This is a genomic window from Motilimonas sp. E26, assembly GCF_021278025.1.
Taxonomy (GTDB): domain Bacteria; phylum Pseudomonadota; class Gammaproteobacteria; order Enterobacterales; family CBDFNC01; genus Motilimonas.
The window spans coordinates 157,344-173,615 of record NZ_JAIBHJ010000004.1; the positions used below are offsets into that span (position 1 = coordinate 157,344).

The 16,272-nt window shown below is 44.7% G+C and carries 17 protein-coding genes; 14 read left to right on the top strand and 3 right to left on the bottom strand.

Features of this window, described 5'->3' with window-relative positions; translation table 11 throughout:
* Positions 1 to 10: 10 nt before the first annotated feature.
* Complete coding sequence (locus K1M91_RS05090; RefSeq protein ID WP_232800471.1) at positions 11 to 1,900, bottom strand: acyl-CoA dehydrogenase domain-containing protein; 1,890 nt, start codon at positions 1,898 to 1,900, stop codon at positions 11 to 13.
* A 156-nt stretch (positions 1,901 to 2,056) separates the two neighbouring features.
* Between K1M91_RS05090 and lpcA the strand changes: the two genes are divergently transcribed.
* The 4 genes from lpcA (at position 2,057) to K1M91_RS05110 (ending at position 5,001) form a co-directional block, all read left to right on the top strand.
* Positions 2,057 to 2,647: a D-sedoheptulose 7-phosphate isomerase gene (gene lpcA / locus K1M91_RS05095; RefSeq protein ID WP_232800472.1), complete on the top strand. Its 591-nt coding sequence runs from the start codon at positions 2,057 to 2,059 to the stop codon at positions 2,645 to 2,647.
* Positions 2,648 to 2,660: 13 nt separating this feature from the next.
* Complete coding sequence (locus tag K1M91_RS05100; RefSeq protein WP_232800473.1) at positions 2,661 to 3,464, top strand: class II glutamine amidotransferase; 804 nt, start codon at positions 2,661 to 2,663, stop codon at positions 3,462 to 3,464.
* Between the two features lie 99 nt (positions 3,465 to 3,563).
* Positions 3,564 to 4,181, top strand: a complete 618-nt coding sequence (locus K1M91_RS05105) for a LysE family transporter (RefSeq protein WP_232800474.1) — start codon at positions 3,564 to 3,566, stop codon at positions 4,179 to 4,181.
* Between the two features lie 22 nt (positions 4,182 to 4,203).
* Positions 4,204 to 5,001, top strand: a complete 798-nt coding sequence (locus tag K1M91_RS05110) for an AraC family transcriptional regulator (protein WP_232800475.1) — start codon at positions 4,204 to 4,206, stop codon at positions 4,999 to 5,001.
* 3 nt (positions 5,002 to 5,004) lie between these two features.
* Here the strand turns inward: K1M91_RS05110 and asnC are convergent, their stop codons facing one another.
* Entirely contained in the window at positions 5,005 to 5,466 is a 462-nt protein-coding gene (asnC, locus tag K1M91_RS05115; protein ID WP_232800476.1) for a transcriptional regulator AsnC, read from the bottom strand.
* A 159-nt stretch (positions 5,467 to 5,625) separates the two neighbouring features.
* Between asnC and asnA the strand changes: the two genes are divergently transcribed.
* The 10 genes from asnA (at position 5,626) to K1M91_RS05165 (ending at position 15,554) form a co-directional block, all read left to right on the top strand.
* On the top strand, positions 5,626 to 6,627 hold the full coding sequence (asnA, locus tag K1M91_RS05120; RefSeq protein WP_232800477.1) for an aspartate--ammonia ligase: 1,002 nt from the start codon (positions 5,626 to 5,628) through the stop codon (positions 6,625 to 6,627).
* A gap of 286 nt (positions 6,628 to 6,913) precedes the next feature.
* Positions 6,914 to 7,411 (top strand): VF530 family DNA-binding protein, encoded by a 498-nt coding sequence (locus K1M91_RS05125; RefSeq protein ID WP_232800478.1) that lies wholly within the window; start codon positions 6,914 to 6,916, stop codon positions 7,409 to 7,411.
* A gap of 69 nt (positions 7,412 to 7,480) precedes the next feature.
* Positions 7,481 to 8,890, top strand: a complete 1,410-nt coding sequence (locus K1M91_RS05130; RefSeq protein WP_232800479.1) for a lytic transglycosylase domain-containing protein — start codon at positions 7,481 to 7,483, stop codon at positions 8,888 to 8,890.
* 1 nt (position 8,891) lies between these two features.
* Complete coding sequence (locus K1M91_RS05135) at positions 8,892 to 9,566, top strand: penicillin-insensitive murein endopeptidase (RefSeq protein WP_232800480.1); 675 nt, start codon at positions 8,892 to 8,894, stop codon at positions 9,564 to 9,566.
* An 83-nt stretch (positions 9,567 to 9,649) separates the two neighbouring features.
* A complete protein-coding gene (locus K1M91_RS05140) occupies positions 9,650 to 9,919 on the top strand; it encodes a YkoF family thiamine/hydroxymethylpyrimidine-binding protein (RefSeq protein ID WP_232800481.1) in 270 nt (89 codons plus the stop codon).
* Between the two features lie 5 nt (positions 9,920 to 9,924).
* Positions 9,925 to 10,563 carry a nicotinamide riboside transporter PnuC gene (gene pnuC / locus K1M91_RS05145; protein ID WP_232800482.1) on the top strand — a complete coding sequence of 213 codons (639 nt, stop codon included), beginning with the start codon at positions 9,925 to 9,927 and terminating at the stop codon, positions 10,561 to 10,563.
* Positions 10,564 to 10,569: 6 nt separating this feature from the next.
* Positions 10,570 to 11,493 carry a phosphotransferase gene (locus K1M91_RS05150; RefSeq protein WP_232800483.1) on the top strand — a complete coding sequence of 308 codons (924 nt, stop codon included), beginning with the start codon at positions 10,570 to 10,572 and terminating at the stop codon, positions 11,491 to 11,493.
* 43 nt (positions 11,494 to 11,536) lie between these two features.
* Complete coding sequence (locus K1M91_RS05155; RefSeq protein ID WP_232800484.1) at positions 11,537 to 12,709, top strand: sugar diacid recognition domain-containing protein; 1,173 nt, start codon at positions 11,537 to 11,539, stop codon at positions 12,707 to 12,709.
* 269 nt (positions 12,710 to 12,978) lie between these two features.
* Complete coding sequence (locus tag K1M91_RS05160; protein WP_232800485.1) at positions 12,979 to 14,337, top strand: GntP family permease; 1,359 nt, start codon at positions 12,979 to 12,981, stop codon at positions 14,335 to 14,337.
* Between the two features lie 68 nt (positions 14,338 to 14,405).
* Positions 14,406 to 15,554, top strand: coding sequence for a glycerate kinase (locus K1M91_RS05165; RefSeq protein WP_232800486.1), 1,149 nt, complete (start codon positions 14,406 to 14,408; stop codon positions 15,552 to 15,554).
* A gap of 47 nt (positions 15,555 to 15,601) precedes the next feature.
* Here K1M91_RS05165 and K1M91_RS05170 read toward each other — a convergent pair whose 3' ends face one another.
* Entirely contained in the window at positions 15,602 to 16,240 is a 639-nt protein-coding gene (locus K1M91_RS05170) for a sulfotransferase family protein (RefSeq protein ID WP_232800487.1), read from the bottom strand.
* Between the last annotated feature and the right edge of the window lie 32 nt (positions 16,241 to 16,272).

Sequence of the window (16,272 nt, forward strand, 5' to 3'; positions counted from 1 at the left end):
CTATTAATGACTAATCAGAGCTTGGCGAGGTTGGCTGAGCCTGATTGATATCGCCGCACAGATGCTGAAAATTGATTTTTTGCTGGGCAATTTCCTGGCTAATTAATTGATAATTTTGATCTGATTCTGGTACATACAAAGGATTGTTTGGTAAAAAAAGCCAACAAAAGAGTCGACCAATCAGTGAGCCTTTCATATTTCCCGAAATATTTTGCAGTAATGCTTCTATTTCATTGATGACTTTATCCAGTGCCGAATACTTGATGGTAGTGTGTTGATGACTGCGCAGCAAAGCGGTCATGGCATAGATCAGTGAAAGTAGGCGTAATAGCCGGCCTTGCTGCTTATCCCGACTCACGGGGAGTGGACTAGAAAACAGTAAATCTTCGCCCAACACGGCCAAAATATGGCTGTAGCGTTTAATTAACTTAAAATAAAATTGGTCACAGGCTCGGTAGGGATAGCGGGCAAAAAACTTATGGGTAAATACGATCAGTAATTGGTTAAGGGTAAAGCCGAGGTGGCTAATCACTTGCAGGTCAAATCGTTCAAGTTGTTGCGGTCCCTGACAGTTTTTATATTCATCCAATAAATAGGGGTGACAGGCATAAAGGTACTCAAAGTACTGGCTTGATAATGGCAGCACATAACGAGATCGCGTATGGTCAACTTCATTAGTGAGTAAGTCTGCAATCAATATAGGGTTTTCGCCGTTGTCAGTGGCGGAGCAGGTCATGGCGATACAAGCATCAAAGGAGGCGACACGCAGCAATAGCCCAACTAATCGATCGGATCTGGGTTGCTTTGTGGTGTCTGGTGTTGCAAGGGGCGCATCAGTTGTTGAATGAGTGCTAATTAATGCTTGTTTCATTTGCGCGGCTTGTAAGGCGCTTAAATTGAGTTTTAACCACGCTTGCGCTCGGCAATACCAAGGTTTTACGGTCTCAGGGCAGATCAAGTCAGATAAAGCGAAAGGGTAAGCGGCGATAGAAAAACTACCCAACTGATTTTGACAGGTAAAAGAAAGTTGTTTGCAGTGCTCGGTTTCAATTAATAGATAATGCTCTTCTCCCTTTGCTGTTAAACGCACAGGTAAAATTAATAAATCGGGCATAACAGGGCTAGGGATAGGGTGTTTATCAATGGTTAATTCACCCTGAAGTGGGGTCATCTGTTGCACGATTGTGGCGGGTTCAACACTAAATAGCGCTTGTTTTCGGCCCTTGCAAATTGCTCGAAGCCAAATACTTTGAGCCTCGCGCGGTGCACAATGTTGCAGAAATGACGCGCTACCTAAGCTGTTATGTAGCGCAACGGTTTCAGCTATCTCACTGTTTACGCTGGCGACTTTTTGGATGATTTTATTGATGCCATAGCAAGAAAAAGCATGCCCCCCTAAATGGTAAGGTTGGCTTAAAGCAAAAAAGCCGCGTTGATTAAGATAGCGCCAGCAGGCTTCATTGATGCCACCTTGGCACGGTTCACTGTTAATCAATTGGCATAATTGATGAGTTGGTCCATCAAGGAAAGCTTGCTCTTGTGCGTTGATGCGCGGCGCCGGCTGGGCATGTAAATGGTGCCATTGGATTAACCCCGTTATTATTTTTCGCTCTAGCCAACCTTCACTATGGGGGAGTTGGGGAGGTAACCAGTGTTTTTTACGGCGGACAAATAAGGCCTGTAAAGGGCGAGAGAGATAACGTTGTCGTAGGGGGGGATGATTGAGTAATAACGCTAATACCAAGTAAATAATAAATACGGAAATGGGGAGCCACTGCAAATAGAGAGTAAACAGAAAGAATAAACCCAAAATCAAGGTGGCACTGGCTAAAGATGCTTTGCCAATAATCAAGCACAGTAGGGTAAAAATTGATGTTAAAACAATTGCAAAACTTAGCATCTATCACCTCTTTGTTAGTATAGATGAAGTGTTTTGAGTATATACCTAATCAACCTGGAGATGCTTGAAACATGCATCTTCAAGTTGATTGGGTATATAGGAATAAAGTCATAGATATGGCACAATGCCGCTTTTATAGTATGTTGAGCGCAGGCCATGTATCAGCAAATAATCCAAGCAGAATTAACAGAAGCGGCGACTGTTTTAGATAACTTTATTAGTCAGCCTGAAAACCTTAGTAAGATTGAAGCGGCAGCCAAGATGATCGCAGCCAGTTTTAAGGCCGATGGCAAAGTTCTCTCTTGTGGTAATGGCGGCTCGCACTGTGACGCGATGCACTTCGCCGAAGAGTTAACCGGTCGCTTCCGTGATGACCGACCTTCCTTACCGGGCATCGCTATTGCTGATGCGAGTCATATGTCTTGTGTCAGTAACGATTATGGTTTTGACCATGTTTTTTCGCGCTATGTTCAAGGCGTAGGGCGTACTGGTGATGTTTTGTTAGGGTTAAGCACCAGTGGTAATTCGGTCAATATTTTAAACGCTATTGAAGTGGCGAAAAGCAAAGGCATGAAAACCATTGCCCTAACGGGTAAAGACGGTGGCAAGATGGCGGGACTAGCCGATATTGAAATTCGCGTACCACATTTTGGCTATGCCGATCGCATTCAAGAAATACACATCAAAATTATCCATATATTAATTTTACTTATTGAAAAAGAAATGGCGAGCTCGGCTGCTCAGTAAAGGATGAGTCATTATGTGTGAGTTGTTAGGGATGAGCGCGAATGTGCCAACCGACATATGTTTTAGCTTTACGGGATTAGTTAAGCGCGGCGGTGAAACTGGGCCACATCGTGATGGTTGGGGCATTACTTTTTATGAAGGTAAAGGTTGTCGCAGCTTTAAAGATCCGCGGCCCAGTTGCGAATCGGAAATAGCCGAGTTAGTCAAAGCGTATCCGATAAAGAGTGAAGCGGTGATCAGCCATATTCGTCAAGCTAACCGTGGTGGTGTAAGTTTAGAAAACACCCACCCTTTTACTCGCGAGTTGTGGGGGCGCCACTGGACTTATGCTCATAATGGTCAACTCAGTGATTATCACGATCTGCCCACTGGTGATTTGTTGCCAATAGGTGAAACGGACAGTGAAAAAGCATTTTGCTGGATCCTTGCTCAACTCAAGCAACACTTTCCAACTAAGCCAAGTGATCTCACGCCAGTATTTGAATTTCTTGCGCAATCTGGCGATACCCTAAGAGCAAAAGGCGTGTTTAACATGCTGCTCAGTGATGGTGAATATGTTTTGGCCTATTGCAGCAATAACCTACACTGGCTAACACGTCGAGCGCCGTTTGGTAAGGCGCGCCTAATTGATGAAGACATGGTGATAGATTTTCAGCAAGAAACCACACCCAATGATATTGTCACAGTGATCGCGACTCGCCCACTGACCGAAGGTGAACCTTGGGTCAAAATGGCCACGGGGGCATTTGTGGTGTTTAAATACGGTGAGATAGTGTTTGAGCGGGTGATAACTGACGATTTGGCTAAGGCAGACTAAGGCAGTTGATGCGCCTTTAGCTTAAACCAGCGCAATTTTTTACAATCTTTAACGTGACCTTCGCATTATTGTTATGAAAACATCTTTTGGAGATAAATAATGATAAGTGCGATTGTCGCGATGAGTCTATTTGCCCTAGTCGGCGCCATTTCCCCTGGTCCTGTGAACATCATTGCTACTAGCATTGGCGCTCAGCATGGTTTTAAGCAAGCGCTGCCCCATATTACCGGTGCAACGTTGGCATATACCTTGATTGTGTGGCTAGTAGGACTAGGCGTACAAGTGTATTTGGTGAGTTGGCCTTTTGTACTAGAAGGCATGGGCTACCTTGGTGGACTATTTTTATTATATTTGGCGTATCAAATTGCTGTTGCCACTCCTGTTGACACCACTGCTCATCACGAGCCTGCATCAATTCCGACGATGATGACAGGGGCGATGGCACAATTACTTAATCCTAAAGCGTGGCTTGTCTCAATCTCTGGCGTCTCTTTATTTATTTCGGGGCAAGCTGATAAAGCACTGTTGTTGGGTTATTTTGTGGTGATCTCATTACTTATGTGCTCAGTGGGTATTAGTAGCTGGGCGTTACTTGGCCAAGGCTTACAAAAACTTCTTGCTGATCCTATGCGTCAACGCTATTTTAATTGGTTAATGAGTGCGCTATTGGTATTGAGTGTGTTAACTATTTGGTCGTCAACTTACACCTTAGCATGAGCATTTAATTGTGGAGACGGTGATGGAACAAGCTCAACAGCGTTTTTACCAAAATCGCATAATGCCTATGCTTGAAATGCGCCAAGCCAATCAATCGTCGGCTTGTTATCAAGCCCATAGTCATGATGAGTTTTCATTTGGAGTGATTGATGTTGGCGCTGCGGATTATCAAAATTTATCGCGTAAGCACAGTATTCATGTCGGGGATACGGTGCTGATTAACCCCGGCGATGTCCACGCCTGTAACCCAAAACAAGGCTTATGGTCATATCGAATGCTGTTTCTGGATACGCCTTGGCTAGCAGAGTTACAACAAGAAAGTGAGTTAACCTCGAGTGCAGACTATCAATCGTTTGCAACATGTTTACGACGAGATAAGCAAGCTTACCAAGATTTTGCTCGCTTGTTTTCAGCCCTTGGTGAATCGAGCTCTCCCTTAAGAATGGAAACATTGTTGATTGGTTATTTAATGCCATTGTTTACCATGCGCGCAGAGTCGCGTGTAAGTGCTCAGTTATATCGCGCTAAAGAGCGACTTCTTGATCAGCTAGACAATGCGCCATCCCTTACTGAGCTAGCGCAAGAAGTCGGGATCAGCCGTTATCACCTTATTCGTAGCTTTAAAGCTGCATTTGGCTTATCTCCTCATGCTTTCTTGTTGGATGCTAAAATTAAAATGGCGAAACGTAAACTTAAGCAAGGGCAAAGTATTGCTGACACTGCTTTTGCATTAGGCTTTAACGACCAAAGTCATTTTCAGCATCAATTTAAAAAGCGTCTCGCGGTAACGCCTAGACAATATCAAGGCAGCTTCCTTTAAGTGTTACGGCAACACATCACGGTTAATGGGGTTTTGCAGCGAGATCAGGGTCTCTGTTGACTGGATTGCGTCGATGGTTTGGATTTTATTAATCAGGGTTGCTTGTAAATGATCAATCGAGCGGGTCATGACTTTGACAAAAATACTGTAGTTACCTGTGGTGTAATAGGCTTCAACCACTTCTTCTAGGGCTTCTAATCTTTTAATGGTGTCAGGATAATCTTTAGCACTGGTCAAGTTTACGCCTATAAAACAGCACACATCGTAACCCAGCTTTTTGGCATTTATCGCTACTCGCGTACCTTCAATAATGCCCGCTTGTTTCATTTTCTCCACCCGAACATGGATTGTTCCAGCACTTACTGAACAGTTTTTAGCCAATTCTGCGTAAGGTATGCGTGCGTTTGCTGTTAGCGCTTGAAGTATCTGTTTATCGAGATTATCGATCTCATAATTATCTTGCATATATACCACCTAAAATTATTGAATCACCAAATTATGGAACTAAAAATAACGATTATTGGATCATAAAGCTATTTTTATTAAGGTATATTGAATAAAGGTTGTGAATAAGTGAAGATTCGTTCCAGATAATTAAAACACGTTAAGTAAAGGAATATCTTCATGAGCAGTCAATACATTCAAAGCCAGCGCCAAATCAGCAAAGTTAAGCAAATCTTTTCGGCGCAATTAGAAGAAAAACTCGGCCTAGTTGAAGTGCAAGCGCCTATTTTGGCGAAAGTAGGTGACGGTATTCAGGACAACTTAAGCGGCCATGAAAAAGCGGTATCAGTAAAAGTAAAATCACTGCCAGAACAAGACCAAGATTACGAAGTTGTCCACTCTTTGGCTAAGTGGAAGCGTAAAACTCTAGGTGATTACCGCTTCCAAGTTGGTGAAGGTATTTACACTCATATGAAGGCGTTGCGCCCTGACGAAGAAAAGCTTAGCCCAATCCACTCTGTGTACGTTGATCAATGGGACTGGGAAAAAGTCATTTGTGCCAGCACTGAGCGTTCATTAGATTATTTAAAGGCAACCGTTGAAACGTTATACAGCGCCATTAAAACAGCGGAAGCGCAGGTTGATGCACTTTATGATCTAAAACCATTTTTACCTGAAACCATTACTTTTGTGCACGCACAACAGCTGGTTGAACAATATCCAGAGCTAAGTTCAAAAGAGCGTGAACGCGCGATCACAAAAGAGCATGGCGCGGTATTTTTAATCGGTATTGGCGGCGTCCTTTCTCACGGCGAAATTCACGATGTCCGTGCCCCTGACTATGATGACTGGTCAACGGCAACCTGTGAAAAATACGCAGGCTTAAATGGCGATATTTTAGTATGGAACCCAGTATTAGAAGATTCGTTTGAGATTTCTTCTATGGGGATCCGCGTTAACCCTGAAGCGTTGGCAAAACAACTTGAAATTACTGGTGATCAAGATCGCCTAGCCTTTGATTGGCATAAAGACTTGTTAGACGCGAAACTGCCACAAACCATTGGTGGCGGTATTGGTCAGTCTCGTTTAGCCATGTTATTACTGCAAAAACAGCACATTGGCCAAGTACAAGTGGGCGTGTGGGATCAAGAGCTAAAGCAAGCGGTAGCAGAAATTCTTTAACGGATTTGACTGACTTGAAAGTGCCGTTATCTGCCATGTAACACCCGCTATATTAGCGGGTGTTTTTTGTCAGGCGGATTATTTTATTGCTGTTGTTTTACATTGAACTACTTTTCTCCATTACTGAGTTATTTAATCTCACCGCTCTATGTTATTTCAATTGTTGCTATCGCCGGATCTGTGAGATTTATTTATTCTTGCTTATGCTACTTTCCTGTATCATTCTTTTTCTTATTCGCGGGATTGGTATGATACTTCCCATTGTTCGGTGTAGTTAGGCGCAGTCATGATTGAAAAACAACAAAACAACCCTTTGCATGGCCTTAAAAATGAAATTTTGCTGGCAGAGTTGGTGGACTTTTATGGCTGGAGCATCCTTTATGAGGCGCTGCGTTTAGATTGCTTTAAGCTCAATCCAAGTATTGAAAGCAGTCTGAAGTTTTTAAAGAAAACAGAATGGGCCAGAATCAAAGTAGAAAATTTTTACTTGTACCGTTTTAAGCGCATGCCAAGACCCAGCGTACAACAGTTCGAGCTAAAGCCGCGTGAGCGTGGTTTTGCTGATGGTATTTTACCGCGCGCACCGCAAGAGCTAACCGTTGAACTGATTGCCGAAATGAAGGAAAAGGCGCAGCGTGATTACGAAGCGCAGCAAGCCTTGAAAAAGCAAAAGTCGTTTAAACCTAACAGTAAGTCAACACCAAGAGGCAAAGCAGTATCTAAGCCTCGACATCAAGATGAGGGTGATACGAGTAACCCGTGGGCCAATTGGCACAAAAAATAACGTTTATGTATTGGTGGGTGAATCAGCAACGCAATGTTGCAATAGAGTGATGGCGCAGGGAGAAAGTCAGTGAAATTTATTAGCGTTTTTTTGTTTATTTTATTTATCAGTGCCTGTAGTTCAACTCCCGAGCCTGCTCCGAAAAAAGTGGTGGTGTTGAAAATGGCACCCGTTGAGCCACCTTTTAAGCGCCCAACGGCTGAGCAGCTCGATTACCTTGATGTGTTAAGAGCACTTGAAGTGGATCTTGAAAATGACGAAATTCGTCAGCTTTATGAGTGGGTTAAAGCAGAGTACGATTATTTTTATCAAACTAATTTTGTCACCGGATCTTTGGTTCGCGGTAATCGGTATATTCCTTATTTACAATACCGTTTACGTCAAGCAGGCCTGCCAATTGAATACAGCTATTTGGCAATGATCGAGTCGGCATTTAGAACGGTCGCGCTTTCTAATAAAGGCGCTCATGGGGTATGGCAATTAATGCCCGCAACGGCAAAAGAGTTAGGCATCACGCCAGAGCAACGTAAAGATGTGGTGAAAGCCACCGATGCGGCCATTAAATATATTCAAGCGCGTGAAGCGGCATTTGGTAATGATGCGCTGCTGATTGCTGCGTCATATAACGCAGGTGAATATGGCGTGAGTAAGCGTTTTGTCCATGTAGATTCTAAGCGTTACAACTACGTTACGGTTTATTCTCATTTACCTAAAGAAACCCGTCATTATGTGCCGCGTTGGATCGCTGCCACCATGCTGGCTAATCAAATAAAGCGTCAAGGTAAGATGCCTGCGCCAGAGTCGGTTCTGATCACCGACAAGGATTATCAAATTGCGCCTCTAGCCAGTGCCTTGGGCATGAATAAAAAAGAGTTTGAAACGCGTAATCCTGATTTTGTGGGCGAAGAGTTTCTCACAAACCAGCATAACTTTATTGTTCATCCCAATGCCCATCCAGTGAACGCCGTTGATGGACTGCATATCAGCGCGGCAACAGGATTTGAGCCACAGTTTATTGCTGGTGCTCAGTTGAATATTGCAACTCGTGCCAGTGCTGAACTGGAGAGAAAGGCGTTACTGGCTAAAGCTAAGCGCAAAATTAAACCGACTATCAAACGTTCGCCAAACCGTACTAGTAGCAAAGAGGTAAGCCAAACTCAAAGCAATGCTAGTTACATTAAGGTCGCGATCCAGCCAGGTATGACATTTAGTCGTCTTAACCGTTGGTTTGATGTCACCGAAACGGAGCTTGTTGCTTTAAATCCAAGCTTAAAGAAAGGGTTACGCGCGGGCAGTGAAATAAAAGTACCTGCTACAAATGTGTCTATTAAGCAATATAAAGTGCAAGCGGGCGATTCGTTACTGCGCATTGCTTCGAACCATCAAGTCAAGCTTGACGATATACGTTTGGTTAATCAGATAAAGGGTAACCATATTCGTGTAGGGCAAGTGCTGACCTTATACTTACCTGAGGGTTAATATGGGCCGCTTGCTTAATTTTTTAAGTTTATGTTGTTTAAGTATGCCGGTAATTGCCGAGAGTATTTGCTATGGCACTACCAGCAAAGGACGCTTAGAAAACGCGGTAGAATTGCCTAGAAGTGGTAAAAACTTTGTCACTTATAGCGACGTAGCACGCTTGGCTGGACGTACTTATGTGCACAGTAAGGTGCATGATATTTTGCTTGCTGCGTACGCTGATTTGGCTAAGAGTCATCCTGATAAGGTGTACAAATACGCCGAAACGGGGCTTGCTGCTGGCGGCAAGTTTCGTCCCCACAAAACCCATCAAAATGGTCTGTCAGTTGATTTTATGACGCCAATGATAGATAACACGGGTAAGTCGGTGCATTTACCCACTTATCCGTGGAATAAATTTGGCTACAACATCGAGCTAGATAGTAACAATCAATACGATGGTTTAAGTATTGATTATCCCGCGATGGCTGCTCATATTGTTGCACTACATAAACAAGCTCGCGCCCATGGCGTTGGTTTGTGGCGGGTTATTTTCGCCCCTGAGTTGCAAAAAGGTTTGTTTAAAACGCAATACGGCGGCTACCTTAAGCAACATGTTAAGTTTTCTAAACGCCGCTCTTGGGTTAGGCACGATGAACATTATCACGTTGATTTTGCTGTGCCTTGCCGAAAATAAAAAATGAATTTGAGGTTATTTTCATTAGGCTTTATTTCTCATACTGCTAACATATCTCTTTTCATTCACTTCCTAGGTTTAGCATGAAAGCCACTGTCGAAATTAGCATGTACCCGTTCAATCAAGATTTTATCCCGCCCATTAAAAGTGTGATCGCAGGTTTTAACGCTTACTCTAATATTGATGTGATCACCACGGCCACCAGCACTCAGCTTTTTGGTGATTATGATGAAGTGATGGATTGCGTCAAAATTGAATTAAAAAAATCGTTTGAACAATATGGTTTTGCGGTGTTTGTGGCGAAAATTCTCGGCCGAGATGTCCGCGAACCCTTTACTGATTTACAGGAGTGAGGTGGGTGGCGGAATCTTTTAGTCAGAATATTCAAGCGGCTTGGGCGGCGATGTCTGGTTTTGAAATAGTGGCTGTGGTGCTTGCGATCGCTTATTTAGTACTGGCGATCAAGGAAAGTAGTTGGTGTTGGTATGCCGCTTTTGTCAGCACCGCGATTTATACTTGGCTGTTTTGGGACGTCAGTTTAATAATGGAGTCGTTATTGAATGCCTACTATATGGCCATGGCCATCTATGGTTGGTATCAGTGGCGCAACCCTGCCGGAGGCGAGCAAGTGTCGGGACGTCCCATTGTACGCTGGCAGTTACAGCAACACATGCAGGCTTTTGCCGTTGTGATAGTTTTAACGTTCGCTTCAGGCTATTTCTTAACGGCGAATACTGGTGCGCAATTGCCTTATTTAGACTCGTTTACCACTTGGGCCAGTGTGTTAACCACTTATATGGTTGCCAAGAAGGTACTGGAAAACTGGCTTTACTGGCTAGTGATCAATGCGTGTGCCATTTATTTGTATGTGGATCGTGAGCTGTATTTAACCGCATTGTTGTTTATCAGTTATGAAGTGATGGCGGTCATTGGTTTTATTCGTTGGTATCGTCACTATCGTTTACAGTCAGGCGATGCAAGCTTGGCCACGGCTTAATTTATTGTGAGTGAGGGAAGCCTTGTACTAAACGCCTTACCCCTTGCTTGTGTTAAGCAAATCCATCGCTTGTCGCAAGTCGGTGGGCCGTTAGCGGATATTCAACTCAGTCAAGCCTTGCTGTTAACGCAAGGTGTTAGCCATCAAAGTGTGCGCTTAATCGGCATTAACTGCGCGGGTGAGGGGATCGATTGGGTACTGCGCTTGCCCCCTAAAAGCCAGGTTACACCTTGGCTAAGTGATGATAACGAAGCAGCTCTACTGCGGCAACTGGCGCAGCGAGGACTTTATCCTGAGTTAATTTACAGTCACGGCGGGGTGTTGATCAGTGCATTTTTTGCTGGAATACACCTTAGCCCACAGGACTTTGCTTTGTCAGCAAACCGCGCTGGCTATCTGCAACATCTTGCCGATGCCTTGGCGCAATTAAATCTCATCAGCTTGCCGCCTGCGCTTTATGCTGCGCTGCCTAAATTAAACTTAGCTAAACGTTGTCAGCAGCTTTATCAATCTGTGTTGGTTTTTCCTGGAAATATTTGTAGCGCAAGCTTACATGCGATGGTGGGCAAGCTTGAATTATTACCAGCTTTTGCGTCGACTGAGTTAACCCTTTGTCATGGCGATTTACATCGGCATAATATTTTATTTTCTGAGCAGGGGTTAGCATTACTTGATTGGGAATATGCCAGTATAGGTAATCGTTTAATTGATATTGCGGCTCTGGCTGAAGATTTACAGCTATCGGATGCACAAGCTGCTGTACTCATTGCGCGCTGTGGCTGTCATATGTCGCAGCTGGCGTTGTATCGCTTAGGCTATCGTTTATTAGAGCTGTTGTGGTATCTGCAGCCTGAGAACGTAGCCAGTGCGAGTGATCAGTTATTGGCGCAGCAATGGCGGCGACTAATACAATTAGATCAGGTTTGTTAGGGCGCGTATAAACGCCATTTGTCAAAACACTCTAAGGCCGCTTATGTATATTTTTGATCCCCGCTTAGCGCAGCAAATTGTCGATCGCACCATGGACATCATTGGTTTTAACATCAATGTCATGAACGCCAAGGGGGTGATCCTTGCTAGCGGTGATACTCAACGTATTAACACGGTACATGAAGGGGCTTTGTTGGCGATTGCTAACGGCCGCACTGTGGAAATAGATCTAGAAACGGCCAATAATTTGGTCGGCGTAAAACCTGGAATCAATCTGACTTTGTCATTTGCGGGCGATGTAATAGGGGTTGTTGGGATCACTGGCGAGCCAGATGCTATTCGCAATTACGGTAAGTTAGTAAAGATGACCGCCGAAATGATCGTAGAGCAAGCGGCCTTGCTGGAGAAATTACAATGGGATCGCCGTCATAAAGAAGAGTTTATTGTGCAATGGGTGAAAGGCCAACTCAGCCATGAACAGTGCCTTGATTGGGCGCAGCGTTTAGGGATCGATATTTATATGCCACGGGTCGCTGCGGTGATAGAGCTGAATGCAAGCCAAGGGCAAGGAGTTTCAACCCAAACTATTCGTCGCGTGATTGAGTTATTGGAGTACCCCGCGCGAGACAACTTAGTGGCAATGCTTTCTATGTCTGAGCTAGTGGTACTGAAACCCGCTTTTTTAGCGGAGCAACAATGGCAGCCTGAGTTAGAGCGCCAGCGTATTAGCGCTTTGCTACAGCGCATTGAACAAGAGCAAACGATCCAAATTAATGTCGGCTTAGGCCACTTCTTCGATACCAGTAATGGCGTTAGTCGAATTCCTTTGTCTTATCAAAGTGCTTTACAAACCTTAGCGGTTGGCAAGCAACTGCAACCCGATCAACAGCAATACTTATATCACGATTTATCACTGCCAGTGTTAGTTTCAGCGCTAGCGGAAGATTGGCGCGGTCAAGAACTGATCAAGCCCTATCAAATGTTGCGCCAGCAAGATAAATCAGGCCAGCTGGAAAAAACCCTTAAGGCGTATTTCACTCATTTTGGTGATTTAAATGCTTGCGCCACCAGCTTATTTGTTCATCGTAATACCTTGCGCTATCGATTGGATAAAATTATCCAAATTACTGGGCTTGATCTACAAAGCCTAGATGGTTTAGTGCAATTATATCTTGCCAGCACAGTGGCACAGGTTTGTGATCTTAAACATAAATAATTGTGATCAATGTCTCCACATTAAATAATTTTATTTAAATACAATCAGTTGTATTGGTGGTGTGTTTTTGTGTTTGTTGTCGATTGTGCAAATGCACATAAATTAGCAATTTTGTAACATTCGATTGGTGCGCTTGGCTAAAGCAATTTGAGACCGACTTGGTGATAATTTGCTGTGCAAAAAGGAATGCCTTTTTGTGTTAACTTTGGTCTATGCCTGTGCTCAATGCCAGTGGCAAAGACTCCATCACGCCATTGCAGGAGGCAAACATGCTCATGATCTTTATCTTGGTTGCTGTCATAGGATTTATCGTCCTAGCAACCGCCAAATTTAAACTCCATCCGTTTTTAACCCTTATTTTAGCGGCCTTTTTGGCGGCTTTTGCCTATGGTTTACCCGCTGCTGATATCGCTAAAACCATCAGCTCTGGTTTTGGTGGCATACTGGGTTATATCGGCCTGGTGATCGTGTTAGGCACCATTATTGGTATTATCTTAGAGAAAAGCGGTGCGGCAATTACCATGGCCGATGTGATCATCAAGGTGCTAGGGAAGCGCTTCCCTACATTAACCATGTCGATTATTGGTTACTTGGTATCGGTGCCTGTGTTCTGTGATTCTGGTTTTGTCATTCTAAACTCGCTAAAAGAGTCGATGGCTAAGCGGATGGCGGTATCGAGTGTTGCCATGAGTGTGGCATTGGCAACAGGTTTATACGCTACGCATACGTTTGTGCCGCCAACTCCTGGTCCGATTGCGGCTGCGGGTAATTTAGGCTTAGAATCAAACTTAGGTTTAGTTATTTTTGTCGGTGTGTTTGTGGCAGCCGCGGCGGCGATTGCAGGTATGCTATGGGCAAACCGTTTTGCCAAGGTGCAACCTGATGTGGTGGATGGATCTTCGGCGCAGCCAACTGAGCAAGATTTTGCTGCAATGAAAGCGGCTTACGGCACGCTACCTTCACCAATGAAGGCATTTGCACCGATTTTTGTGCCGATTATTTTAATCTGTTTTGGCTCTATTGCTAAATTTCCTTCCGCTCCTATGGGTGATGGTAGCTTGTTTGAGCTGTTCAACTTTTTAGGGCAGCCGCTTAATGCCTTATTGGTGGGGTTAGGTTTGTCTCTTGGCTTGTTAAAAGGTGAGAATAAAATTGCTGAATTCAGCGAACGTATTGGCCAAGGTTTAACCGCTGCCGCCCCTATTATTTTGATCACTGGTGCTGGCGGCGCGTTTGGTGCGGTACTTAAAGCAACGCCGATTGGTGATTATCTAGGCGCGACGTTATCGGCTTTAGGCGTAGGTATTTTTATGCCATTTATTGTTGCGGCAGCGCTGAAATCAGCACAAGGCTCGTCAACGGTTGCTTTGGTAACAACATCAGCACTGGTTGCACCATTGCTGCCTGAATTGGGTTTAGACACTGAAATGGGACGCGTGTTAACGGTAATGGCTATTGGTGCGGGCGCAATGACGGTATCTCATGCTAACGATAGTTTCTTCTGGGTGGTATCACAATTTAGCAAAATGAGTGTTTCCCTGGCTTATCGGGCTCATACCATGGCGACCTTGATCCAAGGTGTTACGGCTATGACGTTAGTTTACATCCTGAGCTTGATTTTACTGTAATTAACTTACCCTAGCTGACGGGCAGGTTTGCCCGTCGTTTAGCTAAGGCGTAGGACTGGAGAGAAAGAATGAAAATTGTTATTGCCCCAGACTCTTTTAAAGAAAGCCTGACTGCTCTTGAGGTGGCAAATGCAATTGAGCAAGGCTTCAAGCAAGTGTTTCCCAATGCCAGTTACATTAAAGTGCCAGTAGCCGATGGTGGTGAGGGCACAGTACAAGCCATGGTGGATGCCACGCAAGGTGAGCTCGTCAGCTGCCAAGTGCACGCCCCATTAGGCAATATTGTTACCGCGCAATATGGTTTATTAGGCGGCGGTGAAGTGGCTGTGATTGAAATGGCGGCGGCTTCGGGCTTGCACTTAGTGCCGATTGAACAGCGCAATCCGATGCAGACGTGTAGCTTTGGCACTGGTGAATTGATCTTAGACGCCCTTGACCGTGGCGTGAAAAAAATTGTTATCGGCCTTGGCGGCAGCGCCACCAATGATGGCGGCATGGGCATGCTTTGTGCGCTAGGTATGGGTTTTTTAAATGAGGCTGATGAGCCTGTGGCTCGCGGTGGACAAGGCTTAGGTGAAATACAACAGATTAATGTAAGCGCATTAGATCCTCGATTAGCTAGTGTAGACATTGAAGTGGCTTGTGATGTCGATAATCCATTGTGCGGGCCGTTAGGTGCTAGCGCTGTATTTGGCCCACAAAAAGGTGCGGATGCAGCCATGGTGACCGCGCTTGATGCCAACTTGGCGCATTATGCTGATTGTATCAAGCAAGCCTTAGGCAAAGATGTCGCTGACATTAAAGGCGCGGGCGCAGCGGGTGGAATGGGCGCGGGTGTGTTGGCGTTTTTTAATGCCAAGCTACGTCCTGGTATCGATATTGTAATGGAAACGGTTGGCCTAGCGCAGCAAGTTGAAGGCGCGGATCTGGTGATCACCGGGGAAGGTCGCATTGACAGTCAAACGATTCAGGGTAAAACGCCAATGGGAGTGACTCGTGTTGCCAATTTACATGGCTGTCCGGTGATTGGCATTGCAGGATGTGTCAGTGAGGATTATGGCGTGGTGCATCAGCATGGTTTAGTGGCGGTTTTTCCTGCTGTGCCAAGGGCCATGTCATTAGCCCAAGCCCTTGCTAGTGGTGCGCTTAACATCAGTAATACCAGTCGCAACATTGCGATGACGTTGAAATTAGGTCAACAACTAAAGCCAAGTTAACCTCTATCAATGGCAAGTTGGGCGCTGAGCAGCTTGCCTTGGCTGACTTATTTATGTTCGTCAGCTAATACATAATCAAAATACTTTTTATGTTCAACACCCGCTTGATGGGAATTAATCTTATTCGGGTGTTTGTATTCTTTCCAAGCCGTCACTTGGCGTCCTGCATTTAACTTGGGAAAATCAACATCCCCCGCTATTGGCATTCCTAGGAACTGCTTGATTTGTAGCAAGCTTCCCGGCTCACTGACATCAATAGTTAGCAAGTCATCACGGCCTTTAAAATAGGCTTGTACGCCCAGTTCATGGCGGCGGTAGCAAACCATAAGCTCATCGCTGCTAAGCGGCAAGGTTGGCGAGAAGGTATGGTGAAAGCTGCGCTTTAAAATAGGGCTGAATTTGCCTGTTTTCGGCGCTAAATGGGGAGCCATTTTATCGAGTAGCATGGAAATAGATGGTAGCCATCGCTCCATCTTGCGGCTTAAGTAAATAAATTTTGAGTTTGGGAAGAGTTGATCTAACTGCTTGTAGTCACTGAAACAAGGCGCGTCGGATACGGCATCTGCCAGTTCAAAGGCTTTTTTAGTAAAGGCCGTGTGCGCCACCGACAAGCCCATTTCTAATAGCGCCACACTGATGCTGGTGGTGCCGGTGCGTGGCAGACCGATAATAAAAACCTTAGACATCTGATGAGTCTCACTTGCAAAAGAGCATGAGT

Excerpts from the sequence above, each read along its gene's own strand:
- asnC (WP_232800476.1), bottom strand. The coding sequence starts at position 5,466 with ATGCAAGATAATTATGAGATCGATAATCTCGATAAACAGATACTTCAA.
- lpcA (WP_232800472.1), top strand. The coding sequence starts at position 2,057 with ATGTATCAGCAAATAATCCAAGCAGAATTAACAGAAGCGGCGACTGTT.
- K1M91_RS05125 (WP_232800478.1), top strand. The coding sequence starts at position 6,914 with ATGATTGAAAAACAACAAAACAACCCTTTGCATGGCCTTAAAAATGAA.
- K1M91_RS05170 (WP_232800487.1), bottom strand. The coding sequence starts at position 16,240 with ATGTCTAAGGTTTTTATTATCGGTCTGCCACGCACCGGCACCACCAGC.
- asnA (WP_232800477.1), top strand. The coding sequence starts at position 5,626 with ATGAGCAGTCAATACATTCAAAGCCAGCGCCAAATCAGCAAAGTTAAG.
- K1M91_RS05090 (WP_232800471.1), bottom strand. The coding sequence starts at position 1,900 with ATGCTAAGTTTTGCAATTGTTTTAACATCAATTTTTACCCTACTGTGC.
- K1M91_RS05100 (WP_232800473.1), top strand. The coding sequence starts at position 2,661 with ATGTGTGAGTTGTTAGGGATGAGCGCGAATGTGCCAACCGACATATGT.
- K1M91_RS05105 (WP_232800474.1), top strand. The coding sequence starts at position 3,564 with ATGATAAGTGCGATTGTCGCGATGAGTCTATTTGCCCTAGTCGGCGCC.
- K1M91_RS05140 (WP_232800481.1), top strand. The coding sequence starts at position 9,650 with ATGAAAGCCACTGTCGAAATTAGCATGTACCCGTTCAATCAAGATTTT.
- K1M91_RS05135 (WP_232800480.1), top strand. The coding sequence starts at position 8,892 with ATGGGCCGCTTGCTTAATTTTTTAAGTTTATGTTGTTTAAGTATGCCG.
- K1M91_RS05110 (WP_232800475.1), top strand. The coding sequence starts at position 4,204 with ATGGAACAAGCTCAACAGCGTTTTTACCAAAATCGCATAATGCCTATG.
- K1M91_RS05165 (WP_232800486.1), top strand. The coding sequence starts at position 14,406 with ATGAAAATTGTTATTGCCCCAGACTCTTTTAAAGAAAGCCTGACTGCT.
- K1M91_RS05160 (WP_232800485.1), top strand. The coding sequence starts at position 12,979 with ATGCTCATGATCTTTATCTTGGTTGCTGTCATAGGATTTATCGTCCTA.
- K1M91_RS05155 (WP_232800484.1), top strand. The coding sequence starts at position 11,537 with ATGTATATTTTTGATCCCCGCTTAGCGCAGCAAATTGTCGATCGCACC.